Source organism: Bacillus sp. TH30, assembly GCF_016650875.1.
Taxonomy (GTDB): Bacteria; Bacillota; Bacilli; order Bacillales; family Bacillaceae_G; genus Bacillus_A; species Bacillus_A mycoides.
The window spans coordinates 335,865-359,571 of record NZ_JAEKEY010000001.1; the positions used below are offsets into that span (position 1 = coordinate 335,865).

The 23,707-nt window shown below is 32.1% G+C and carries 18 protein-coding genes and 4 pseudogenes; 10 read left to right on the forward strand and 12 right to left on the reverse strand.

Annotated elements, in window-relative coordinates; translation table 11 throughout:
- Window positions 1-261: 261 nt before the first annotated feature.
- The 3 genes and pseudogenes from JFU20_RS01735 to JFU20_RS01745 all read right to left on the reverse strand — a co-directional run.
- A pseudogene (locus JFU20_RS01735) lies at window positions 262-1,395 on the reverse strand (DNA translocase FtsK); the annotation flags it as partial.
- Between the two features lie 17 nt (window positions 1,396-1,412).
- Entirely contained in the window at window positions 1,413-1,805 is a 393-nt protein-coding gene (locus JFU20_RS01740; protein ID WP_151304166.1) for a hypothetical protein, read from the reverse strand.
- A gap of 189 nt (window positions 1,806-1,994) precedes the next feature.
- Window positions 1,995-3,278, reverse strand: coding sequence for a replication-relaxation family protein (locus JFU20_RS01745; protein ID WP_078205621.1), 1,284 nt, complete (start codon window positions 3,276-3,278; stop codon window positions 1,995-1,997).
- 1,532 nt (window positions 3,279-4,810) lie between these two features.
- On the opposite strand from JFU20_RS01745, the gene JFU20_RS01750 reads away from it, so the two are divergent.
- Both JFU20_RS01750 and JFU20_RS01755 read left to right on the forward strand, forming a co-directional pair.
- The gene (locus tag JFU20_RS01750) at window positions 4,811-5,224 is read left to right on the forward strand and encodes a hypothetical protein (protein ID WP_078205620.1); all 414 of its coding nucleotides are present in this window, start codon (window positions 4,811-4,813) and stop codon (window positions 5,222-5,224) included.
- Window positions 5,225-5,238: 14 nt separating this feature from the next.
- Window positions 5,239-6,693: an FtsZ/tubulin family protein gene (locus tag JFU20_RS01755; protein WP_002069458.1), complete on the forward strand. Its 1,455-nt coding sequence runs from the start codon at window positions 5,239-5,241 to the stop codon at window positions 6,691-6,693.
- A 34-nt stretch (window positions 6,694-6,727) separates the two neighbouring features.
- Here the strand turns inward: JFU20_RS01755 and JFU20_RS01760 are convergent, their stop codons facing one another.
- The gene (locus tag JFU20_RS01760; protein ID WP_002069459.1) at window positions 6,728-7,468 is read right to left on the reverse strand and encodes a MerR family transcriptional regulator; all 741 of its coding nucleotides are present in this window, start codon (window positions 7,466-7,468) and stop codon (window positions 6,728-6,730) included.
- A gap of 2,091 nt (window positions 7,469-9,559) precedes the next feature.
- Between JFU20_RS01760 and JFU20_RS01765 the strand changes: the two genes are divergently transcribed.
- The gene (locus JFU20_RS01765; protein WP_201038245.1) at window positions 9,560-10,693 is read left to right on the forward strand and encodes a hypothetical protein; all 1,134 of its coding nucleotides are present in this window, start codon (window positions 9,560-9,562) and stop codon (window positions 10,691-10,693) included.
- Window positions 10,694-11,422: 729 nt separating this feature from the next.
- Here the strand turns inward: JFU20_RS01765 and JFU20_RS01770 are convergent.
- On the reverse strand, window positions 11,423-11,623 hold the full coding sequence (locus tag JFU20_RS01770) for a hypothetical protein (RefSeq protein ID WP_078205847.1): 201 nt from the start codon (window positions 11,621-11,623) through the stop codon (window positions 11,423-11,425).
- 296 nt (window positions 11,624-11,919) lie between these two features.
- Here JFU20_RS01770 and JFU20_RS01775 point away from each other — a divergent pair, with 296 nt between their 5' ends.
- Window positions 11,920-12,084 carry an aspartyl-phosphate phosphatase Spo0E family protein gene (locus JFU20_RS01775; RefSeq protein ID WP_201038246.1) on the forward strand — a complete coding sequence of 55 codons (165 nt, stop codon included), beginning with the start codon at window positions 11,920-11,922 and terminating at the stop codon, window positions 12,082-12,084.
- A gap of 218 nt (window positions 12,085-12,302) precedes the next feature.
- On the opposite strand, the gene JFU20_RS01780 is transcribed toward JFU20_RS01775, so the two are convergent.
- Entirely contained in the window at window positions 12,303-13,448 is a 1,146-nt protein-coding gene (locus JFU20_RS01780; RefSeq protein WP_201038247.1) for a DUF418 domain-containing protein, read from the reverse strand.
- 39 nt (window positions 13,449-13,487) lie between these two features.
- Entirely contained in the window at window positions 13,488-13,970 is a 483-nt protein-coding gene (locus JFU20_RS01785; protein WP_201038248.1) for a thioredoxin family protein, read from the reverse strand.
- Window positions 13,971-14,537: 567 nt separating this feature from the next.
- Between JFU20_RS01785 and JFU20_RS01790 the strand changes: the two genes are divergently transcribed.
- Entirely contained in the window at window positions 14,538-14,702 is a 165-nt protein-coding gene (locus tag JFU20_RS01790; protein ID WP_201038249.1) for an aspartyl-phosphate phosphatase Spo0E family protein, read from the forward strand.
- Window positions 14,703-14,989: 287 nt separating this feature from the next.
- On the opposite strand, the gene JFU20_RS01795 is transcribed toward JFU20_RS01790, so the two are convergent.
- Complete coding sequence (locus JFU20_RS01795) at window positions 14,990-16,420, reverse strand: IS4 family transposase (protein WP_151304162.1); 1,431 nt, start codon at window positions 16,418-16,420, stop codon at window positions 14,990-14,992.
- 1 nt (window position 16,421) lies between these two features.
- A complete protein-coding gene (locus JFU20_RS01800) occupies window positions 16,422-16,952 on the reverse strand; it encodes a CGNR zinc finger domain-containing protein (RefSeq protein ID WP_048561901.1) in 531 nt (176 codons plus the stop codon).
- Window positions 16,953-17,066: 114 nt separating this feature from the next.
- On the opposite strand from JFU20_RS01800, the gene JFU20_RS01805 reads away from it, so the two are divergent.
- Together JFU20_RS01805 and JFU20_RS01810 are read left to right on the forward strand one after the other, a co-directional pair.
- A complete protein-coding gene (locus tag JFU20_RS01805) occupies window positions 17,067-18,263 on the forward strand; it encodes an MFS transporter (protein ID WP_201038250.1) in 1,197 nt (398 codons plus the stop codon).
- Window positions 18,264-18,829: 566 nt separating this feature from the next.
- Window positions 18,830-19,273, forward strand: a complete 444-nt coding sequence (locus JFU20_RS01810) for a DUF5065 family protein (RefSeq protein WP_151304161.1) — start codon at window positions 18,830-18,832, stop codon at window positions 19,271-19,273.
- A 219-nt stretch (window positions 19,274-19,492) separates the two neighbouring features.
- Here the strand turns inward: JFU20_RS01810 and JFU20_RS01815 are convergent, their stop codons facing one another.
- Window positions 19,493-19,789: a metalloregulator ArsR/SmtB family transcription factor gene (locus JFU20_RS01815; RefSeq protein WP_151304160.1), complete on the reverse strand. Its 297-nt coding sequence runs from the start codon at window positions 19,787-19,789 to the stop codon at window positions 19,493-19,495.
- Window positions 19,790-19,993: 204 nt separating this feature from the next.
- On the opposite strand from JFU20_RS01815, the gene JFU20_RS30510 reads away from it, so the two are divergent.
- Window positions 19,994-20,203 (forward strand): hypothetical protein, encoded by a 210-nt coding sequence (locus tag JFU20_RS30510; RefSeq protein ID WP_151304159.1) that lies wholly within the window; start codon window positions 19,994-19,996, stop codon window positions 20,201-20,203.
- A gap of 270 nt (window positions 20,204-20,473) precedes the next feature.
- Entirely contained in the window at window positions 20,474-20,584 is a 111-nt protein-coding gene (locus JFU20_RS01820; protein ID WP_078401698.1) for a YjcZ family sporulation protein, read from the forward strand.
- A 22-nt stretch (window positions 20,585-20,606) separates the two neighbouring features.
- Here the strand turns inward: JFU20_RS01820 and JFU20_RS01825 are convergent.
- Both JFU20_RS01825 and JFU20_RS01830 read right to left on the reverse strand, forming a co-directional pair.
- A pseudogene (locus tag JFU20_RS01825) lies at window positions 20,607-21,038 on the reverse strand (DUF6998 domain-containing protein); the annotation flags it as partial.
- Window positions 21,039-21,057: 19 nt separating this feature from the next.
- Window positions 21,058-21,192: pseudogene (locus tag JFU20_RS01830) on the reverse strand (IS6 family transposase); the annotation flags it as partial.
- 1,731 nt (window positions 21,193-22,923) lie between these two features.
- Here JFU20_RS01830 and JFU20_RS01835 point away from each other — a divergent pair.
- Window positions 22,924-23,526 (forward strand): annotated as a pseudogene (locus JFU20_RS01835) (DUF6944 family repetitive protein).
- Window positions 23,527-23,707: the final 181 nt, after the last annotated feature.

A 23,707-nucleotide genomic window follows, 5' to 3' on the forward strand; every position in this document is an offset into this window, starting at 1 on the left:
ATGTATCAACTACCTTTCATTACTCGTATCGCTGACCACCCTTGGTCTATCATTCAAGCAGTGTAGCCTTCATCCTTATTTATGAGTTTTACCTTGCCATTCAGTCGTGATCTTAGTAGTTGACCAACTTATGACTTTATCACCATGCTGTTTTCCCCTTTAGGTTTCCCTTCTAGGTGAGGTGATTGGTAATAGGTCTTTCGTGAGCTAACCTAGATTAGTGCTATTTAATCAATTCTAAATCTACCCTTATGGGCGCACATACATCTCTATCAAGTCGTCGAAGGTTACATCTTTTTGCGGGTTGTGCAGCTTTAATAAATAGATATGTTGCTTAAGATGGTTACGCTGTGCTTGTTCAAAGAATGCATTATTGGATTCAGATAAACCTTGAATAACCATTGCGAAAACCTCTGCTACTTTATCAACTGGTCCACGCAGAATGTTTATGTTTTTTGTATCAGGGTTAGTTGGATCAATATAGTAAACAGAGCTTTCAGGAATTTTGTGTGCTTGTACTAACTTAAATACTTTTTGACATAAATCATTACTCGGTTCAATAACAGTGACACCATTTAAAAACGTCCCTTTTACTTCTTCCGTATCATAATCATTTTTTTTATAAGCATTCTCGAACTTATTAATGAAACGTACCATCCAGTGTAAATCTTGATTAATCATTGGAATGATTAAACTAGATGTTTTACCAGAACCAATTGGACCAATAATGATTCCATTTAATGTTCTATCTTTCCCTTTGATACGAACCATTTCTTTATGCTCAATATGAGGACCAATTTCTACATCAGGATATATTTGTTGTTCCTGACTATTAAACCATTTTTGTAACTTGTGGTTTTTGTACTCATATTTTTGTACCCATTTTAAAATTTCTTCCCGGTAACGAACAATATGCCCGCTATACCAAAGAGTAAACAAGATCATAAATACAGTAGGTAAAAACACAAATATCATGGTTAATGTGTGGAAATTCCCCGTTAATACATGGCCTACTGCCTGATATTCACCAAAATTAACATGCGTTGCTTTATCCGTGAAATAAGGGATAACCTTTTCATGGATAGGAGCAGTTGCAAACCATAAGAATTGGATATCAACTGCGATGTGTGAAGCAATTAGAATGAAAAGTTTCCCATTTTTCACATGTAAAGCTGGAATACGGCTGTAGAAACGAAAACTAAATTCTCCTAGAAATAAAGAGAAGAACATTAAGATAAGTGGTACATATGTAATTTCTATAGGATAAGACGGTAGTTCAAATGCATAGTATAGTAACTTTATATAGTTTATTAAACCGACTCCAAAAGAAATAATAAATGCGCTAATTAGTGTAATAGTTGTAAATAAAGGCAACCTTTGCTTAAACGTATTCATAAAGGCTCACCTATTCCTTACAGAAACAGCTGAGCTTTATGGCGGAATGTAAAACGTTCTTGTAACTCTGGATTAAATCGCTCTTTTGACTTTTCTAGAAAGAACTTTGCTGCATCTTCAGTCTGTTTTAAATATAGGTCGATACTAGCTTTTTCACAAAGCTTGTCATATTCTTCTTGAGAAAGTACAGCAATATTCACTTCTATTTTCTTAGCAGTTGCAGTTTCAATCAATACGTCGTACCAATAACAATTAGGCTTACCAGGTATTTGAATATCTTGTAGTGAAACGCTGAACTCCGCACCTTCTTCTGTAATATGTTCAAGTACTAGTTCTGGATTTGCTAATGCCTCTCTCACAGAAAGCACTCCCCCATTGGCTGTTGATGCAGTTGTAAATTGCAAATTCATTTTCATTTTCCACCTTTCTCCAAATAAAAAAAGGCAAGCGACACCCACTGTAAAAACAGCGTGTGTCGCTTGCCTTAATTCATATGTTCTGATTTGATTGTAGTTTTAATTATATGTTCAAACGTTATTCTACCACCTTAAATAATGAAAATCAATAAAATTATATAGTGTTATATAAAAAATAATAGATTAATATAACTCAACAAGTTTACGTCTTTTCGGATGAACGTTATTTGCAGTACGTACCATGATCTGTTCATCCATGTCTATATGGATACTTTTATTTTGGATTGATAGCAGTCGTACATTTTCATAAGTGTCCATCAGAAGAATATCTCTGGGCTTTTCACGTTTAGGATAGATAACTACAAGTGGAACACCGTCATCCCCTTCTCTTCTTGAAAACACGACGTCATCTAATCTAGCGATCATTCGATAATCATTTTCGTTCCCAAAAATAAAGAAGAAATCTTGTATAACGTCTTTGTCTCGCCTATAAGTTCGACGTAGACCGCCATCTATTGGCTCCTTAAATATTTGTACGTTCTCAACAAATGCATAACGCCATTCAGCATCTCCTACTGTACGTTGAGATAAAGGCACAAGAATATCTTGTTCGAAATTTTGGTTGTCATCTTTTCCAAGAATGATATCTGAAATAACGTCTCCAGCATCTTTAAGTGAGCAGACGTACATATTTAGATTAGGTATTGTCATTAAAAGTTCGTGATACTCCCTCATAGAAAATAATAGATTCTTCATACGTACGTATGGTGGTTCTGCTTCTTCTGCAAGGAACATTGATTTGTCGTACATGACAAAAATAACTGAAACATTGTCCTTCGTTTTTTGAGCATATTCTACATACTTGCCTACTTTTTCAACTAAGGTAGAATTGGTTTCTTTACACATATCCATTTCAATATAGATATTTTTATCTTGATATGAAATGTGTTCATCAGGTATCACCGGTAACTGGCCATCCTCAATTTTCATATTTTTCTTCAGGTAATAAGAGCGGATATCTAATTTATATAAAATCTCATTATTTTGTGTCTTCTCTGTAGTAGCTAGTAGAGTACGAACAAGAACCTCACGTGAACATAAAGTGTGAAGTGAATTTATACGTGAATATCTTTTTTTTGAAGCGCCAGGTGGGAGCTTCCCTATCTCTTTTAAGAATTCAATTATTTTCTCTTTCAAGGAAAATAAAGCGCGTTTTGTTATACTGTCATCCCTTTTATCTATTTTTTTAGTTAGGATAGCACCATATTGGGAGTATCGGTCGAGTTTTGTAAATACGCTTGCTTCTGAACATTCCCTCCCCTCAAATGCACTATATAACGTAGTGATTTGACGTGTTGTAAGGGCTCTTTTGTAATATAAAACTGTAAAAACAAATATGTCTGCTTCTTTTAGATGAAAATATTTTTGGGTACCTGGTCGTTTATATTTATACAGTTTTTTGAACATTATATACACCTCGTATCTTAAATTAAACTAAAACTAAATAAGTATCATTTTATATATACTAGTACATCTAAATATTGGTTGTAAAACAAGAAAAAATGAATGAGAGGATTTGCCTTCTAGAGATACCTACTCTTGTACTCCAAAGTTGGGATGATAACTTGCTTTATAAATCTGTAGAAAATTATTGATTTAATGGGATTTACGAGATTGTTCTGATTGTTAGGACGGGGTACTGCTAGATACCTAACAAGCATTCAAAAGAAAAATTACTAATAAAGTGATGTTATACCGCCCTAACAAGACGTAGATAGGAATATTAAGATTTTTATGGATTGAAATTATTCAAGAATTATAAAAAGGATTTTGATAACAAAGAGTGATTTTCTTTCCTCGTTATTAGATTATTAATTTCTTTTTTGTGATTGAGTGTCTACTTCTATTACTGGTTCAGTGCGAGATTCAATTTTTTGTAGGCTTTTCCTTTTGTGTTGAATCATCAATTTACTTAGATGAAAATTAATGTTATTTCTTTCTGAATCAACGGCATGGTATAAATACGTCCATGGGCTCTTTACCTTAATTTAGATCCCCATTCACTAAACCATAAAACTACATAATAAATTTTGAGATACCGTCTTTTGTTCATATGAAAATAATGGAGTGAAAATGTCAGAACGATCGAAGTAAACTACTCAATCATTTTAAACTACAAAGTGTTTAAAATGATTGAGTAATTTTGTGGATATGAAATTAACAATCTTCCCTAATAGATTTTTAGGAATGACTGAAATTGATAAGAAATTGGATTCACATGCAGCACCCTTGTTTTTACTGCATACACAGTTGTGCGAATTAATAAAAGAGTTAAGTTAAGTGAAGAAATGCATTAACATAACATTAACAATCCCTTTTCTAACAAGAGATGAATCATGTAAAAGCAAATTGTTAATGAAGGGAAAATGAAGTATGAATTTTTATAGAAACTTAATGGAAGCTTTTAATCAATATAAATAGATGAGTGCAATGTTAATTATTAAAATACAGAACTTTTCCCTCATTATTATATAAGCGGTACATATAATTCTTATACACACAACTTACATGTACCGCTTACTATGTAGTGTTGATGTGAAATTGATATATATAAGAATGGAATTTATTGATATATATAGTGTTTAATGTACGCTGTATATACAAAGTGTATATATAAAATGCACAAGGTTTTGGATTGATAATTTATAAGTTTTATATTAATAAAATAGAGCTATTTTTTGATATGTTCATTTCATGTAGTCATGATAGTAAATCAATCCTTGTTAAAATGTGAATTACATGAAGTGTGAGATTGATATATCATATATACGCTTTATATATACATCGTATATAAGAACCTATGTAAAATACGGATTTCTTTTATTAAGAGACTTATAAGTTCTATATATAAGTTTTATATAGAATGACTTGATATACGACGTATAATGATGTACTATGTTTCTAGGAATAATTAACCAATGCTTTAAGGGGGGGACAACTTGAACGAGGTTTTAAGTGAAAAATATCAAACAATCAAGTTTGCAGATGAAGTAGTAAACATGTTTGCTGATATTCTTGAACAAGATGAGATACTATACAGTGTATTTCTATACATAGGAAACGTAGTAAACAAACAATTTCAAGAGACAACATATATGAGGGGCATATCCATTAATGAAATAGTGGAAAATGTAGTTATAGACAGGAGAGTAAAGAAAACAAAAGGAAAATCTTATTCATTAGAAGTTGAACGTACAAATATATCAAGGCGTTCGGCTGAAATAAGTGTGAGTACATTATCATCAATGTCTTTAATTTATGAAAAGACTATGCACCCATATAAATTTTTAATCTTAACTTATAGAGGACAACAAGTACTTATTGAATTAGGAAAAAGAAAAAAAAGTGAATAAGGAGAGATAAAATAATGGCAAAGAACTTTTTGAAGAATGAAGTAGCAGTTAAAATGACGATGATTGGTTTTGGTCAAGCTGGTACTAGAATGGTAGATAAATTTGCGGAATATAAACATACAGACGGAACAGCAGTATATAACTGCTTAGCGCTAAATAGTAATGATGGGGATCTAGCCGAACTAAAAAATGTACCAAAAAGCAATCAAGTTTCACTTAAATTAGGTGGTTTAGGTAAAAACCCTGAGCGTGCGGTAAAGGTTCTTGATTCAAATGATGACGCAAAAGAAAAATTAAAAGAATTTATAACTGAACGTGTAAGACCATCTGATGAACTTGTTTTGTTTTTTGCAGGACTTGGTGGAGGCACAGGAACCTCTACAATCATTAAGGCCATTGAAGAGTTTTCGGCTTTTCATAATAAGCCAGTAATTAGACAAGAATTACAAAAAGTTGCACAGCAATACCCAATGGCTGAAATAAAAGCAAATCAAGCGAAGTTTACGAGAATCGCCTTTGAAAATGCTATTGAACGCAAAGACTTTATAAAAATGGGGATTGTTGTAACACTGCCTGTCCGAGCAGATGGGCCAGATGTATTACGACAAGTAAATAAATTTTCACAGGAGATTTGGAAATTAGCAAATGATAAATCAAAAGGTGTAGCATTTGTAGTATTTGCTGATAACCAGCACTTTTATGATGAATTTAAGAAATTAAATGAAAATGAGAAAAAAGGTATTGCCAATTCACGAGACTATGCAAATCAACGCATTAGTGAGATTATTCATGAGTTAAATACTGCTGCCAATGGATCTGGTACATCTGTAATACTTGATTCTCAAGACTTTAAACGTATTTTACTTGAGAAAACGGGCTGTTTAGTTATTAATAAGGTTTCACGCAATATGAACCAGATAGAAAATAGCCATGCAATTATAGAGATGTTCCAAGAGTCATTAAGAGGAAGCTCATTCCATCCTCCAATTGATTTGATGAAGAAAAATAACGATGGTTCTGTTGAAGCGTCAAGAGTACATCATTTTGGCATGCTGGCTATCTTAGATGAGCAAAAAAACATTGATGATTCCTTTATGGATGATGCTAAAGTAGAAGTTTCAAATAATCTACCTATAAATGGTACCGTTTTTAACGGGTATTTAGTAAGTAAGAATGATTTCTTAGGAAGTGTATATACGTTCTATAAAACTGATGCATTACCATCAAGGTTATCTAAAGGTTTAGTTGAAGAATTTAATGAGTTTAAAGAAAGACAAAGCCAAATTCAGTACACAAAGTCTCAAATTAGTACAATAGAGAATGTAGATGATGATGACGACTTAGGCTTTGCATTTGGAGATTTTATTGATATGGGTAGTGATGAAGAAAATAAAGATGCTGGAGCAAATGAAGATGATGAATTTGCGGATTTCCTAGATCCAGATAAGATGTTCGGTACTACAAAATAAAGAAAAAGTCTGGATAAAGATCCAGACTTTTTTGTTATTCCACAGTATTCATAAGAGATTTTATATAATCAATAATATTATCCTGTATGTACTGCTCAATGAAGAGTTGTTTTCTACCCAAATCTTCCTCTTTTTTAAACCACCCTACTTTTCTAGTACGCTCTTCTTCAGGTTTACTATTCCACAGGCTTTCTGCTTGTTTTCTTAATTCCTGACGTGCTCTATGCTCAATAATGAAATTATCCAGTCTATCTTGGCGTTGGCGTAATTTTATGGTTTCTACATCTTCTGGTTGTGGTAACTGTTTTAGTATATTTTCAACCCTTTCTTCATAATGAGATTCAATATGTTTTATTTTTTCTTCTAACTGCTTAGTTACCATTTTTTCGATAATTTCTGCAGCGGCTTGAAGGTTTAATTCGGTAGATACTTCATTTGTTTGATTCTCTGGTGAAACTGGTCTTAAATCAAACTGGTGTGGTAAAAGGTCAATAATGGCATCTAAAGACCATTTTTCATCTCTTTTTTGTTTTATAAATAGAGCAATTTCAAGATCTAACGTATTATAGAGTTTTTCGTTTGTGTTTTGGGTTCTTAAAGTTTCGTGAAGCCCTTTTTCCTCTAGAATGTTGAACCAATTATAAACAGTATTATGATGACGCCCGACTAGTTTAGAAAATTCAGTTATTCGCCATGCTTTTTCAAAAACAGTATCATTTAATATGTCATCATCATTAGTTTGATGGTCTTGTGATTCGTTTTTTTGGTCAATCACTGTAACTACCTCCTTAAAAATCAACTCATAAACACCCTATTTGTAATTAACATGTAAACCGAAATTGACATGTTAGGCATTAATTCGATAATAATCATGTAAATCCCTACCTGTTCAGTAATTGACATGAAATATAAAATTAACATGTAACCGAATGTTTGTTAACAAAACATTAACTGTTAACACGTAATATGCTTGATTTGTTGATATTACTGTTAACTCTAAGTGTCTAAATGGTAATGTTCTATCGATGAAAATACCTATCTTTTATGTTAGTAAGATTAATGATAGTTGCCATGAGATTAACAAATCATGTCACTTAATATTAATGATAAGGAAATATAGGTGTTTTGTAAATAAGTTATAAGGATATAATTAAAGTATACTATGGAAAAACAAACATACTAAACTAAGGAATTTAAATTAAAATGTATAAAAACTAGAGAAAAAGGTAATAATACTACTACATTAGTATTATTTGGTGAATTTAAATGTACTTAGCGATATAGGAGCAGAATCAAGATAAATAAACTGTAAGAGTTAATTCCTACTCTACGCTGCCATTAATGTGAAATGTACGAGTATTTTAATATGGTATAGGATACTTGGTTGGATTTGCATAGTTAATTTAATACTGGTAGCTTTTAAACAACTTAAAGACGTTATTTATCTAACATAAAACGCCTTGTTTTTTAATAAAGGTGAAAATCATCCGATCCAGGGGCGAATCTTGGGTTTGTATTGACATTAACATAGAATGTGACATTGATATGAAAAAAAATTACACAAGAACAGCCTCCTATCAATGTTAATGTCTTATCAACTAAAATAACCATAGGCGCCTGCTGTATCTATGGTGGTCTTCCATAAAGGGGCGCTTTCAACATAGAATGTTCAATAATCGCTTTGATTAATATATAAATAAAATAAATATATAGTGATGGATTTTATAGAACACTTTGATATGAAGGTTAAATATGCTAAAGTTTCCTTTTGATCATCTAAATAAGTCGATCAATACCTTTTCGGTGTTAATTGATTAATTATGTATGCAAATAACAAAGTGAATAAAGAGAATGAAATTAACATGTTGATTGGTTATTGAGTGATATTGTTAAGAATATCTATATTATTATCATTAACATGAAACTATAATGCTATTAACAAGAGATTGATATTTGAATACGATGCTATACTTGTTGTTAATTTTGTATCAACTAAAAGGACAACTTGTTAAGGGTTTAGTTTCATAGAGTTAAGAGTGAATTTTGAAGCTCCATCGAAGTAGTGTTTATTTAGGTGGAATATATCAAAAAAATAATTGAGATTTGTTATAGAGGTTATTAATACACTGAAGTATGTATTGGTTTATAAGTTTTATTATATTTTGTTAGCTTTTAACTATGGTGCAAGCCTGGGCAGTTTCTATAGGTATTTATAATTCTAGTCATTTAGAAATGTTTCTTATAAGGTTGTTAATGATTTCAAATGAATGTGTGTGTATACTTGTTCTCCGCTGTTAAATATTGATATGAAATCAACATTTAACAGCGGGAATTTGATTACATGTTAATGTCAGTTGATATGTTAATGTGAATGCATTCTCTGGAATAAATTTTAATTGTTTACATAACATTAATATGTGAGTTAATTATGTACTAAGTAGTTTTGAAAATCCGGCTGTATATAAAGGTTGAAAGGTTTTGGTGCAAAAACTCTAAAGTTTTTGCAAGTAATCTTCTAAACTTGGACATACTGATAGTGTTACGCTAAAAAAAGTGTGGTTGTTATGGGGAAAGTCTATTCAAATGGAAATGATAGGAAGTCGAACGCATATTATTAACAGTAAGAAGATATCTACGGTACAACTTCTAATTAAATCAATTATAGGTTTTATTTCTTATAAAATTTAAATGAGAAAATGTATTGACATTTTAATTTTATAAAGATAATCTATACATGAATATCAATTGTTTAATGGTTATATACAAATAAATAAATAAAAAAATGCTAAACGGACACACCGAAGGCGCATTACCTGCCAGCGGTGTGTCTTTTTTGTGTTTTTGGGGAGGGGAGTAAAAGAAGACTATGAATGCGCAAATGGCTTTTTCCCAACAGAACTTTAAGGTTCATGGGGTTAAGTTTTTCGATGGATTATTAAACATCGTGAAACTAGAAAATGAACGAAAAGAATTACCATCTTCAGCTTTAGCTACTTATATCTTGCTTCACTTTGAATGTAATGATATTGGTATGCTACCACGTGAATTTCAAATCATGGATCTTGCTAAGAAAAGTGGGATTCCCTACACAACAATTTATACGGGGTTTCAAGTTTGCTTGGAGCATAGGCTCGTAAAAGAGACACCTGTTGGAAATCGTACTGTATATGAGGTTGTAGATTATGCCTTGTATAACCATACTGCTGCAAAAACTACAGATATATCACTATCATATTTCCGAATTCCATTTCATCTTATTCAAACAACTATACTTAGTAGTCTTGTAAAGGCTCGTGATAACAGAGGGATTATGTTCCTATTAGAATTAATAAATACTTTTTCGAGAAAAATTGGTATGGAGCATTATAAGCACCAGATTCAAGAGTTCGAGATTACAAGAAGAATGGCTTTTTTAAAGGATAAATTGAATCGTAATGCAAAGAAGGTACGACAATACATAGAAATTTTAAAACCAATTGTGCAATTTACAGCAATTGATTCTAAGGAAAAGAAGTCTAGCGACTCTCGCATAGCGCGTGTTAGAAAACAGGTGAAGCAAGTCATCATTGAAAAGTTCAATGTGGTGTTTTCTTCAAACTGTGTAATGGAGAATGATAAAAAAGATTTACATAGGCCAGTAGCGAAATGCAGAAAGGAAGCAGTATCTCGTTTAAAGTATATGGGACAATCATTACGAAAGAAAGATCGTGAAAATATGATAATTGCATTTAAACAGGAAATTGTGGACATTGCTGCATACATGCCAACAAAGAAAAAACAAAACGAATTACTGATTACTGCAATGACTTATGCATTAGATCAGGTTGAAAATTATACGAAAGAGCAAGAAATATTCTCTATTCCTGCATTTATGCGAGTGCAATTTAGAGAATTCTGGACTGATTTTACGGAAAAAAGCTTGTCTGTAGAAGAAAAACACGATGTAATGATGAATTATTATAATCAAAATGGTGCCTATCCAGACTTCATAAAATCTTAAAAAATATAGTAAGCAGCAGCCCTTGTTAAAAAATCACATAAAAGCAAGGGTTATTTGACATGTTTTTTTATTAAGGAAATGTCTTTACCGGCGTTTTTACGTAAATATATAAACACTTTATGCTGCTTTTGGATACGATTCAATTTGTTTATAATTCGATTCAATACTTGTGATTATCTTAATACTATATATAAAAACCTGTGAATTCTTAGTAATATGATATTTAGCTTCTTAATTTGTGTTTTTTATGATTCATTACTTGTATGTAATGGGGATAGTACGATATGTAATTTGGTTTATTATAAAAGAACGTATGGTATATAAGGATTCATAAGCACTTGTATTTTCTCTTTATATTTAATAATTGAGTTTAGTTATATATGATTCTTGTATTATTTATATAAAATACTTGAATATATTTTTATTTGAAATATTGTTTTCTTTAGATTAGATACATAAAAAATAAGAAAAATATAAGTGAATATATTAGTATTAGGATTTTTTGAAACTGTTGACTTTTAAAATTCAGAGATGTATTCTAATACATGAACAACAATTTACTAAGATAAATATACAAATTAATAGATAAATTCTTTAGCTAAACGGACACACCGAAGGCACATAACCTGCCATCGGTGTGTCTTTTTTTATGTATTAATAACATTTGAAAGGGAGAAATCAGAACAGTAATTTTCTTGCACCTTGTATCAGCCTGAGTAACTGGAATGCTTAGTTCAATAAAAGCCAAATGACAAAAATTACTCCTATAACTGCTCCAGATCCCAAAAAACCTACCAACATTTTCCCCTCAGGACCATTAATAAGCTCTTTTAAAACTTCTTTTGCTATTCGCTGACCTTTACCACTTAAAACTATCGAAAGAATAAAGAATATTACCACTAATACAAATGAAGAAATTATTAACTCCATGACTTATGTACCTCCCTAATATATGTGCATTATTAATTAACCAATAATTGCCTTATAAATTATATCAGCTAGGGTACATGGAAGTACAACAAATTATTTATATAACTTATTTTATTAATCTATATATTAAAAAAAGACACCGAATAATTCCTTAGCGTACGAAATTCGCGAAATGTTGGTGCTACCCCATATATAATTCTACCTTAAATCTCAATTACCAAAATTACCAGTTCCCTTATTTTTATATTTATACTATAATTTAACTGCTAAATAGTATTAAAGGAGTTTTTAAAGAGATGGAGATGAGAGATTTACAAAAACTAATTGAATCAAAGAAACAAGAACTAATTAAACTTGTAGAGAAGTATGGGTTTACCCATAAGCAAGTTTTGTATTTAAGTCAAGACATCGATATATTAATTAATGAATGTATATATAATAATGTTAATAAAGGTGAATGAAGTTGCAGTTTACATAGGGAAAGCACCACATCGCTTAAATCTAATAAAAAGAAATGCCCCCTAAAATAAAAAAATACGCTATTCTTTCTGTAGAATCTTAGGAAAGGATGGCATTTTTTACTCTTGAGGGTAGTTAATATTTTTAAGTTGATGGGCATGTGGTGCGACCCCAAATAGGAGTAAATAAAAAGACATGCTGGATAAAACAGCACGTCTCTTTATTTATAAGTCCATTTTCTCCATAGCCATTCGATAGGCCCATATCGGAAATACTTACTCCATAGTGTGCTGAATATACATTGTACGATACAAATAAGAATCCCAAAGATACATAGTTGCCAGTATGTTACTTGTGAAATGTCCTGGAAGCACGCTGAGAGAATCACTAGCGTGAGTATACTTTGGCTAATATAGTTAGTTAAGGAAAATTTACCAATAGCCATAAAAGGTTGTAACCACCCTACATATTTTTCATTCTCACATATTAAAAGGAGAAAACATATGTAGAATATAGCGAGGGATTTTCCTCCAAATAGAATCCATAACTGGATATGGATAGAGTAATAGACATCTGTTTCTATAAAATAATAGATGATAGGGAGGGAGAGCAGACATGATAGGAATAGCGAACTCCACTGTAAAACTTGAATTTTCCCTCTGAGATCCGATATACGTCTAAAAATATTCTTCTTTCCAGCCCATAAACCTATTAAAAATAACCCAATATATTCCGGGATTCCTATTAGAAGTTGCTGAAACTCCTGAGTCATAAGAAAGAACAAACGAGCTTTTACTTGATGTAAATAATTCGAAAATAGATTCACTGTGTGATTAGTAGTGCTGCCTGTAAACATATATTGATAGTATTTTGGTATCTCTTCAGGAATAGAAGGGCTTGCATGTAAAAATAAAATAACATGTAGAGTATAACTAGCAAGTAAAAAACTACAACCTGTTATAAAAATAAGCTTAGTAGACCGCTTATAAAAGAACAATAGAACAAAACCTGCTATAGCATATGCATGTAAAATATCTCCATACCACAGAAAGATAAAGTGAATTACACCAAATAGTAATAGAATACATAACCTACGACTAAATAGTTTATATATGGGATACCCTTTTTTTTCTGTATTTCTCATAAAGATATAAAATCCCACGCCGAATAAGAATGCAAAAATGGTATAAAACTTTGATGATATTAGTAAATCTACTAGAAAACGAACTACTTTATCTATACCGGAGTAACCTGCTTGATTAAAGGAATCTAGTCCCGTCATAGTAGGTAGATTAGCAAATAGGATACATAGTATGGCCATACCCCTTATTATGTCTAAAGAATAAATACGGGCGTTTTGTTGCATGTAAATTCTCCTTTCTTACAAAGAAAAACGAGCACTATATTAACTAGCGCTCGAATTACGTCTCGCAAAGAATCCATCATATGTAGCAGCTGACACTGCTCCTTCAAGGCGTTCAACCTCTTCTCCTCTGTTATAGGCTATAACAACAGGAGTACCAGGAATGTCGAACTCTTGAAATGCACTTTGATTTTCTGGTGTAGAAATATCAATACGATAGATGGTTCTATCATGATTTTTTGACATACTATTGATATCCGGTGCAGCTTTTTTGCAATAATGACAGGTTGGTTGATAGTAATAGGCAATAAACTCTTCATGGGATTCTATTTTTTGCTTTAATTCTTTTTTTGAAATATCTTTTATATTTTTTGGTGCTCTTTCTGCATCTGCAGCAGATACAATTGCTTTTTCTGGTGTTACAGTTTCTGTTTTGACTGATTCATTCTTAGTTAAAGTAAAGATCGCGATACAAGCAACACATAAGGTTGTTAAAACTGCTCCGATTTTATACATTTTTTTCATAGTAAATTCCTCCTTAAAATAAAAAAAGGACAAGCCTCGCCCGAGTTAACTGGGCGTAAGGTTTGTCCTTCACGCTACGTACAATAGAGTATAAACAATGCTAACAAATTTTCTACTTATATATTACCATATAATCCATATAGAATGCTATATTAATTTTCATAAGTGACAAAAAAAACAAACAAAATCATTATAATTTCACGTATCAGAATAATAATAAAAAAACAAACAACATACAATAGGGGATTCTATACAGTTTATAACTATGTGTTAGTTCTACCCTAGTATTAGGGGCAAAACGTATAAAAAGACACTACTTAAAGTGTCTTTTTATACGTTGACATGCTATTTAAGAAAATGTAGTGATTAATCATAATTAATTAGATGCTTCTCAATTAATCTTAGTATAACATCAATATAGAAGATTTTAAATGCAATTCTGCATATATAGATTCTTACATATTTAATTCTACCTTAAATCTCAATTACCAAAATTACCAGTTCCCTTATTTTTATATTTATACTATAATTTAACTGCTAAATAGTATTAAAGGAGCTTTTAAAGATATGGAGATGAGAGATTTACAAAAACTAATTGAATCAAAGAAACAAGAACTAATTAAACTTGTAGAGAAGTATGGGTTTACCCATAAGCAAGTTTTGTATTTAAGTCAAGACATCGATATGTTAATTAATGAATGTATATATAATAATATTAATAAAGGTGAATGAAATTAAAGTTTACATAGGGAAAGCACCACATCGCTTAAAGCTAATAAAAAGAAATGCCCCCTAAAATAAAAAAATACGCTATTCTTTCTGTAGAATCATAGGAAAGGATGGCATTTTTTACTCTTGAGGGTAGTTAATATTTTTAAGTTGATGGGCATGTGGTAGAACCCCATGCCCATCAAGCTAACAACGTAAATTACTAGATACGAAATGATCCTTGTTTCAAAACTAGTGAGTGATGGAATATTAGGCATGCCAAAGAAGCCTACTAAAACGCAATTTTTTCACTAGGCAGCTTCTCTATGCTTCATCGTTGTTTCATACACAACCCCTAGAATATCAAAGACGGTCATCTTCTTATACCGATGACATTTACGACCGTTCTTTTTGAGCAGCTGATAAAGGCGATGCAGAATTTTCAAAAGTTCTTCTGTGCCAACGGCTATCGCTTGAAACAGTAACGGAAAGTAATCATTAATCATATAAATCGCTTTGTATTCACTCAGCTCCTGCTTTTTCTTTTCAAGCAGAAGCTGTCGCATTTGAAACATCGTAGAAGAACAGAGGAGAATGCCGATGAGTTGTCCATATAAATGGCACTCTAGGCGTTCTCTTTTAATATTTTTACATTCATCAATTTCAAAGAATGACTTCCACGTTTTAAATAAAATCTCAACCTGCCAACGAAGTGAATACAATGAATGCACGTAGTTCGTCGGTACTTCTTCTAGCGACGTGTTCGTGATATATGCATTCATGCCCATTAAACGTTTACTTTTATCCTTCATGACAATGCCTTTCTTCTTTTCACGTATCGCTTGGTTTTTCAGGCGTGTTTGCGTTTGATCATCGGTTAAACGATGGATAATGACACGTGTTGGAAGCTTCTGATTTTGGCCAATGTATGCCTCAGAGATTTCTATCGTTTCACCAGGGGTTAGACCAAACATAATTTGTGTCATATCAAGCTGGATGTATTCTGTTTGCTTTTTTAATGTCCCATTTTTGAAGTATTTTGGCTCAAGGTTCTTGATATAAATACGTGTATTCAGCTTCAACCGCGAGATATAGTAAGCCTCTTTATCATGAATGGATTGTAAGTCTCCTAAATCAAAGTAACCAAGATCACGCAAACACAAATCGCCCGCCTCTACGGTTTCAAGGCAGATGGTACCGTATGTTTTATCATTATTCTTTCCTGGTCCAAGCTGTACGTTAAGAAATTGACCACTCAGTAAATCATATTCCAATTGGATTTTCACGCCTGCCGTATTACTACTTCCACCTGAACCTTGATAGTCAGTGGCGAAATGATCAGGCAGTTGAAACACTGTCGCATCTAAAATACGGATACGATTGAAAGTAGAAATCATGTGTGCAGAAAGCGATTGATTTGTACAGAGTTTTCGTGTGAGAAGAGAAGTAAAGACTTCTCGAAGAAATGCGACAGCTGCTGTATTAAAGCGTTGATTCAGTCCTTCTGGGCTCATCAGTACCCCAGTGGAAGATTCTAATCGACTACACAATTGTGTAAGTGATGTGCTAGCTATTTCCTGACTGAGCCATACGCAAAGGGCAATGAGTTCGTTTGCTTGATACTTACTAGATCGTTGTACAAAACCAACTTGTTTGGCGATGTCTTGTAGGATTACTGGAGATAAAAAGTATTGTAGCTCTTGTGCGAAAAGATTTAGTTCATTTGAAATGATAGGATTCATCTTATTTATTTTTTCCCCGGTATCTTTTCACCTTAGCAATCGTCCCACAGGCCCTACCTTTTGGTCCACCCGCATACATGCTACACCAACGTTTACTTCCGTTCTTTGAATAATCATAAAAAACCCATTGACAATCAGGACAAGCTTTAAGACGTTGCCACTGATTTAATGCAATGCTTTCTACAATAATTGTTAGCATTTCATAAAGGAAGTCGTGTTTTTTCATTGGAGAGTATTGAATTGTATTTTGATCTATAAGGGCAACCTGAATAGGATTTCTAAGTAACCATTCGCTTAAATAACTTATATCATGATTTTCAACTGATTTTCGAATGTCATAACGAAATTGATATAGGTTATCTAAGTTCTCACTAACATCAACATTAGAAAAATTTTTCTTAATAAATGCTTCTAAGTTTTTTTCGTTTTTTAAATGATCTGTCGGTTGTCTTGTATCATTAGATATTTCCCAAGTATTTAAAAAGGTACGTATAATCTCCAACCTTCCTGGCGCTAATTGATTATGTTCCATGTTAACCACCTAACTATTTTAATGATTGACGTTTTTTCTTCGTACTGATACGATTATAACACAATGTGTAACCACTTAAATGTTTTAACAGTTAACAAAAGGAGGATTCTTACCATGACTACTCTCAAAATTCCTGTCTCCATCAGGATATTGCTTGCAGCTGTTCTATTCATGAATACGGGAAGTTTCATGATAATGCCCTTTTTCGCTATTTATTTAACAGATAGTCTACATTTTTCTCCTTTAGAATTAGGAACAGTATTGACTACAATTTTAATTTCACAACGTGGGTTATCAGTCATTACAGGATTTATCGGTGATCGAGGAAGTCATACCATACATGTATTGTTAGGTGTTATCGTAAGGGGATTAGGTTTTTGGTTATTTGTCTATGCGGAGAATTTTTGGTTTATAGTATTATCTTCTTTTTGTATTGGCCTCGGAGGAGCACTATTTGATCCCTCAGTAACAGCCTTTTTTGCTTCCCAAAAGGAAGAATTGAGAAAAAAAACGTTTACTTATTTTAATCAAATGCTGAATGCAGGAGTTATTATAGGACCAGCAATTGGAGCATTACTAGTCAAGATGAATCCCATATACCCCTTTGCCATAGCTGGTATTTCTATGATGATATTAGCATTTGCTATTTTTGTATATCGTAAACAATACCCAGAAACTATTAAGGACAATAAAAATATATTGGAAAGTGTAAAGTATGCATTTTCTAACACACTATTCTTAACTTTCATAGGTATTATGATTCTGTTTTGGATTATGTTCGCTCAATTAAATATTTCATTTCCGATTAAAGCCTATGCTTTATCTGGAAATAAAGAATTAGTAAGTTCTATTTTTATCGTAAATGGAATCTCGGGGCTAATATTCATGTTTTTCTTACGAAAATTATTTATCAAGTTGAATCCCATAATAATGGTTAAAGTAGGGGTTTTAATTATGGGAACATCTATAGCTATGATCCCTTTTATTCCGTCTATATATTGGATGCTATGTTGCATCTTCCTTTATACATTGGGGGAAACACTGGCTTTACCAGGTGGAGAAATGGCGGTAGCTCAATTTAGTACCAATAGACCTGCTGGATTATTTTTTGGAATGTTTCAAACCTCCTGGGCATTGGGAGGATCTATAGGGAATTATTTTGGTGCATGGTTAAATAAATTTAATCATACATATTGGGCGTGGTTTATTTATTTTTTAATAGGAATTCTTGCCTTCATATTATTCCACCTTATTCATAGAAAGATGGAAAATAAAAAAGAATCATTTCAACTACATGCTCATCAACAATAACTACCGTATTATAGATATAAAAATTTTGTTGATGTCATCGGTAGAATGACAGAATTATGCCCATTAAATTAACAACTTTATTCCTAGGATCCTGTCAAATTGCCATCAAGTTAAGAAGTTCATTGTTCCCCAAAACGAAAAAAATGAGTTGAATTCTCATAGACAAGTGTGGAGAGATAAAATTTTCGTTTTAGGGTTACTTCAAAATATTAGCTTGATGGGCATGTGGTAGAACCCCTAATATATAAAAAATAAGTCCTAACAATAATGTAATATTTCAACTTAAATTTCTACATTTTTTTACAAAATCACACAAAATATGGTCATCAGATGAAATCTGAGAGTGTCTTTTCATGAGAAATAATAAGATAATATTCGGATAGGAGTCCAATACATATTATTAAAATTCAGATGGTTCAAGTCGGAGGAAGGCACCTTAGGGTGTCTTTTTTATGTTTATGGATTTTTTTAGAAAATATTTGAAATATAATACAATAAATTATATTATTATGTGTGTATGACTTCTGATTTTTAATATTTCTGAAAATTAATAGGGGGAAACAATAATGAAATTAGGAAAATTAGTATTAATTGGGGCGTTAACATTTAGCGGGTTTACTGCAATAGAAATGATTAAGCCTACCTCACAAGTTACTGCAGCTTACTCAGATCCATTTAATGATGATTGGGGATTTAAAACCATTGTGGATCTGGAAAGTTCCGTGGAAAGTACATATCAACCTGATTGGAAAATTGGGGATTTAATAACTGGTGATACATTTTACTTAACACAGCACTTTGGTAGAGAACATTTTGGTGCGCAAATGAAAATTTTTAAAGTCCACACAAATGGTACCCTAGAACGATTCCAAACAATAGAACCAGAATTTCTTCCTGGAACAGAAATTTGGCAAACTCCTATCACAGATAGCTATACAAGTGGTACTTATGTAGCTGCAATTAAATATCGTGGTGAATTCACGTATTCAAATCAATTTACAATCAATTAAGGATGTAATAAATTAGAAACAGGCACTCAAAAGAGGGCTTTTATTATTTCTCAATAACCGAAATTATTTAACGTGGTAAAATAATAATTGGATTGGCATCCGATACCATATTACAATACGATGGTTCAAGTCGCAGGAAGGCACCTTAGGGTGTTTTTTTTATTTGTTATTGTTTCAATTATAAAGTGCTTAAATTCAAAAAAAGACATCAAATAAAACTTAATATAATAATCCTAATAAATTGATAATATCAATAACTTTCTTATCTTCTATTCTACAATAAAGCCTTGTACCCTTGCGCTCGCTAATTACAATATTACCTATAGTTAGTTTGCGTAAGTGTTGTAAAATCATAGGTTCCGAAATATGCGTCGCAGCACTCAACTGAGAAACTGTTAAAGTCCCACTTACAACCAATTCACGTACAATTAATAAACGACTTAAACTACCTAATAACTCTAAGATTTCAGCACCACTTACATAATAATTAGAATCCATGTTGAAATCACCAGACATACTATTCATCTCCCTAATATCAATACGAATATTGAATATTTTAACATAAAAATGAAAATTAACCTCCTGATATTTCCTATTAAAATGTAAAAATTTCAAGTTTGGGTGGTTTAAGTGAGATGAAGGCACCTTAAAGTGTCATTTTTTAGTGGACAAAACAATATAAATTGTATTATAAAAATAAAAGGATAAATGGAAAAGTAAGTGAATATCATAATTAATTTTGAACCGTTTAACCCAACTATAAATGCCATAGCGATCAAACTTGCTATGGTACTGTTTATACTGTTATTCTTAGCATTGCTTGTCAAAGTGATACTTATGAAATTTATGAAAGAATTGATTGCTGGCAGACTAGCATATCTATCTTGTTTATTTTTTATGTACTATGTATTTAAATTTGTTACAGAGTAGAAAGGCACATTAAGGTCTCTTTTCTTTTATGTAATAATGCATAGAATATTAAATTTAATAGATATTATGATATACTCTCAAGGTGTGATACATAATTTCTTTAAATTAGAAAACTAAACCTTATCTACCCAATTGTGGGGGACGCCTTATGGCGTCTTTTTTTTAGGACCTGCTCAATTCAGGCATAAAAACATAAGGTAAAGTGAACCCGTTAAAATACATGGAATGAACCCTAGTTTCACCCTCTTATCTAAAGGAGGAACTATTGTTATGGGCTATGGTGGTAGTTGCGGCGAAGGCTGCGGTTTTGGTGGCGGATTTGCTTTACTCGTTGTACTCTTTATACTATTAATCATTATCGGATGCAGTTGCTTCTGCTAAAAAAATATAGGAAAAGACACTCTTAAAGGAGTGTCTTTTCTATTCTCTTTAAAGAACTTATATTGACCTCGTAATTATTCCCATATGGTCTAAGCGATGGAATTTCTGCCTTTGGCCCGTAAAATAATAGTTTTAAATCATCATCTTTGTACTGAACTACGAAGAAATCATCGAATTGGTAGAATGTATTTTGATTGATCGTGATAAAACCTTTTCCTTGGGCAGTTGTTTTAAAACTTATTCTTCTCCCATCTTTGATGACATCATATCCATGCTGATTAGTCATTTTGGATAGCTCGTCATTCGTATAAAGAACACAAAAGAATTCACCTAGACGACCTATAAGATGTCTTAATTCGGTTGCTTTCCATCCAAGGACATTTATTTCATATCGTAAAACTTCAAAATATGATTCATATAACTTTTGGATTTGCGAGATTCCTATAGCACTTTTACCATTGTAAGGAATAAGTTATCCATTGACCTTTTACTTTTATATAGGTTTCATCGACTCTCCAAGAGTCATTTGTTTGAGGTGACGACGGATTCGTTTGTCCAATTCAATACTGATGAACCCAACGCATAATCGTTGTATGAAAAATAAATAAAAGAACCCGTTAGTCATAAACGGATTATTTCCACAAGATTCACAAAGAATACAAGGTAACTGGTCCAGAGAAACCTATGAAATTCCATGTGATATTACTATATGTAAAGTGGATAAAACGGTTAATGGAAATTAAACAAAATTCTTATTTAACAACAAATAAAAAGAGCACATTTTTATATGCACTCTTAGTAAGATAGGTGAATGTCTCATGAGATATAAAAAATTCAAAAAATCGTAATCAGATTTTCATGAGTGAATTTTTTATATTGTATTTGTTACTTGGAGTTATTGAGCCTGTCACTATAAAAATAAAGAGCGCTTTTTAAGGCGCCCTATGACCAAGACTCATATCGAAAAGCCTATCATGATTAATGTATGTGCAGTTTTTTAATAAAATCCTTATTTGAACGTAAAAAGCCCTAGAGGGGACTAGGGTCTTTTACATAATAAATCTTTCTGTTTTTAAAAGGACTTACTGAAGATAACACATGAATGTTTCATAAATGTATCAAAAAAATGAACAAAATCTTTATTTCATAACAAGCGAAAAAGAGCACACATATAAGTATGCTCTTTGACAAGAAAGGTAGATTTCTATGAGTGGAAAGTCTCCATACAATAACATATGCTTGTCCAGTTAAAAGGCGAAAAAATTTAACAAATCGTTATTTAGTAGCAAATGAAAAGAGCACACTAATAAGTATGCTCCTTGAAAGGTAGATTGCTATGCTTGGAAGGTCTCCATACAATAACATATGCTTGTCTAGTTTAAGTGTGAAAGGTTTTTAACCAAAAAGCTATTTAAATAAAAGAACCCCCGTTTGTCTGCGGGGATTCTAAGGGTAATCGTCAAGTAATGACGTACTCGACTAATTAACCATATCATGAATTTTTTGGTAAAAATAGTGGTAAATGTGTCCAAATGAATGGGGCATTATTTTGAACAAAAACACTATTTGATTTCAAATGAAAAACAGCTAGCAAAAGCTAACTGCTCAGTCTTGAAGGAAGTCTCGATTAGTAAGGTTACACACAAGAGATTTCCGGCTGTTTAACAGCCTATCTGTATTATTGACGGAATATTAAGTTTTATTCAGGGGAGATTATATTTTACAAATTAGATTATGATAGTCGATATTCTCCATATTGACCAGAAAAGAACCAAAAATTCTATTGAAATTCCAAGTCTTCTTTTCCTAGTTTTTTGAAATTCTTTTATTAAATAGCCAACAGCACTAATTGCTATAAGAATGAAAAGAATAAGTTCTAGTGTAACTGGCATTTGATTTACTTCTAATAAATTAAATTAATTTAATATATAAAGATTATGATATATTTTTGTAGTTAGTGGCGAAAAATTAAACAAAACCATCTCTTTACGAAAAAGGTCCTGTTGTCTCCAACAGAACCTTTCCTAAAATGGCAAAGAGTAACTCTTACCTTACTCTTTGTTCATATACTACAGGAGTTTTAATGAAAATCCAAGGCTCCTTATATTGAGAAATAAGGAAGAATCATTATAAAGAATCTTATATTTGTTATAAATATAAGAGCAGTTAGCAAAAACTAACTGCTCATCTCCAAGGGGGAACAAGGCGAAAATCTAATGTCATCTATATTATTGACGTAATATTTAGTTTTATTCAAGGGGAGAGAAGTAGGATATTAACATGGATATGCGCAAATTCATATCCTGTAAGTAATAAATTAATGACGGGGTAGATTGAGAATGGATGATCCGATTAAGGAGATAGCTAGCGCTTGGTTTGTTGCAGTAGGGACAATTATTGCTGCGATTGGGAGTACACCTTTAAAAAGATTGAACAGCGAATTAAGCAAAGACTTGAACATATGGGGGAATGTATTACAGGCAACGGGGAACGGTCTGGAAGCTGATGGACAAGGAGAAATATCCCTTGAATTGATTGGGAACGAAATCCAATCAATTGGTAATATAACGGTTCTAACAGGACTCATTATAGACTTTGAAGATGAAACACAAAAAAAATTAGTAATTGCAGGGAATTGGATACAAGCATTAGGTGGTGTTACATCAATAGGTGGGGAAATAGAGGATAGTTCAAATATAGATGAATCGTATAACATTGTCGGGAATATGTTACAAGCGACTGGGGATTCATTACAGGCAATAGGTGGGATATAGGAATTGAAAGCTAGTCGGGATAAAGTGGAGGGAATTTCGGAAGGTGATGAGGAGGATGGACAACTTATAGTGATTACGGGGAGTTGGGTCCAAGCAGTCGGTTCAGTAGTTTCATTAATTGGTCAAATAAGAGAAGAAAGCCAAGAGATAGAAGAAAATAATTCATAGAGAACTTAATAAAATAATCCTTTGTGCGACACGTTTCCTCATAAGTGTGCAAACACGAAGTAGGAGGGTTATTAATTTGATAACAACAACTGTTTGACTGAAAGTAGGAATGAAAGCCGTCAGGTTGAGCTGAAACTACTTATCTAATACTCCTACATGCAAGGCGTGATAGTAGTCACAA

Bases quoted from the DNA above. Each gene is read 5' to 3' on its own strand.
- JFU20_RS01740 (WP_151304166.1), bottom strand. From the start codon at position 1,805: ATGAATTTGCAATTTACAACTGCATCAACAGCCAATGGGGGAGTGCTT.
- JFU20_RS01745 (WP_078205621.1), bottom strand. From the start codon at position 3,278: ATGTTCAAAAAACTGTATAAATATAAACGACCAGGTACCCAAAAATAT.
- JFU20_RS01755 (WP_002069458.1), top strand. From the start codon at position 5,239: ATGGCAAAGAACTTTTTGAAGAATGAAGTAGCAGTTAAAATGACGATG.
- JFU20_RS01765 (WP_201038245.1), top strand. From the start codon at position 9,560: ATGAATGCGCAAATGGCTTTTTCCCAACAGAACTTTAAGGTTCATGGG.
- JFU20_RS01770 (WP_078205847.1), bottom strand. From the start codon at position 11,623: ATGGAGTTAATAATTTCTTCATTTGTATTAGTGGTAATATTCTTTATT.
- JFU20_RS01775 (WP_201038246.1), top strand. From the start codon at position 11,920: ATGGAGATGAGAGATTTACAAAAACTAATTGAATCAAAGAAACAAGAA.
- JFU20_RS01780 (WP_201038247.1), bottom strand. From the start codon at position 13,448: ATGCAACAAAACGCCCGTATTTATTCTTTAGACATAATAAGGGGTATG.
- JFU20_RS01785 (WP_201038248.1), bottom strand. From the start codon at position 13,970: ATGAAAAAAATGTATAAAATCGGAGCAGTTTTAACAACCTTATGTGTT.
- JFU20_RS01790 (WP_201038249.1), top strand. From the start codon at position 14,538: ATGGAGATGAGAGATTTACAAAAACTAATTGAATCAAAGAAACAAGAA.
- JFU20_RS01795 (WP_151304162.1), bottom strand. From the start codon at position 16,420: ATGAATCCTATCATTTCAAATGAACTAAATCTTTTCGCACAAGAGCTA.
- JFU20_RS01800 (WP_048561901.1), bottom strand. From the start codon at position 16,952: ATGGAACATAATCAATTAGCGCCAGGAAGGTTGGAGATTATACGTACC.
- JFU20_RS01805 (WP_201038250.1), top strand. From the start codon at position 17,067: ATGACTACTCTCAAAATTCCTGTCTCCATCAGGATATTGCTTGCAGCT.
- JFU20_RS01810 (WP_151304161.1), top strand. From the start codon at position 18,830: ATGAAATTAGGAAAATTAGTATTAATTGGGGCGTTAACATTTAGCGGG.
- JFU20_RS01815 (WP_151304160.1), bottom strand. From the start codon at position 19,789: ATGTCTGGTGATTTCAACATGGATTCTAATTATTATGTAAGTGGTGCT.
- JFU20_RS01820 (WP_078401698.1), top strand. From the start codon at position 20,474: ATGGGCTATGGTGGTAGTTGCGGCGAAGGCTGCGGTTTTGGTGGCGGA.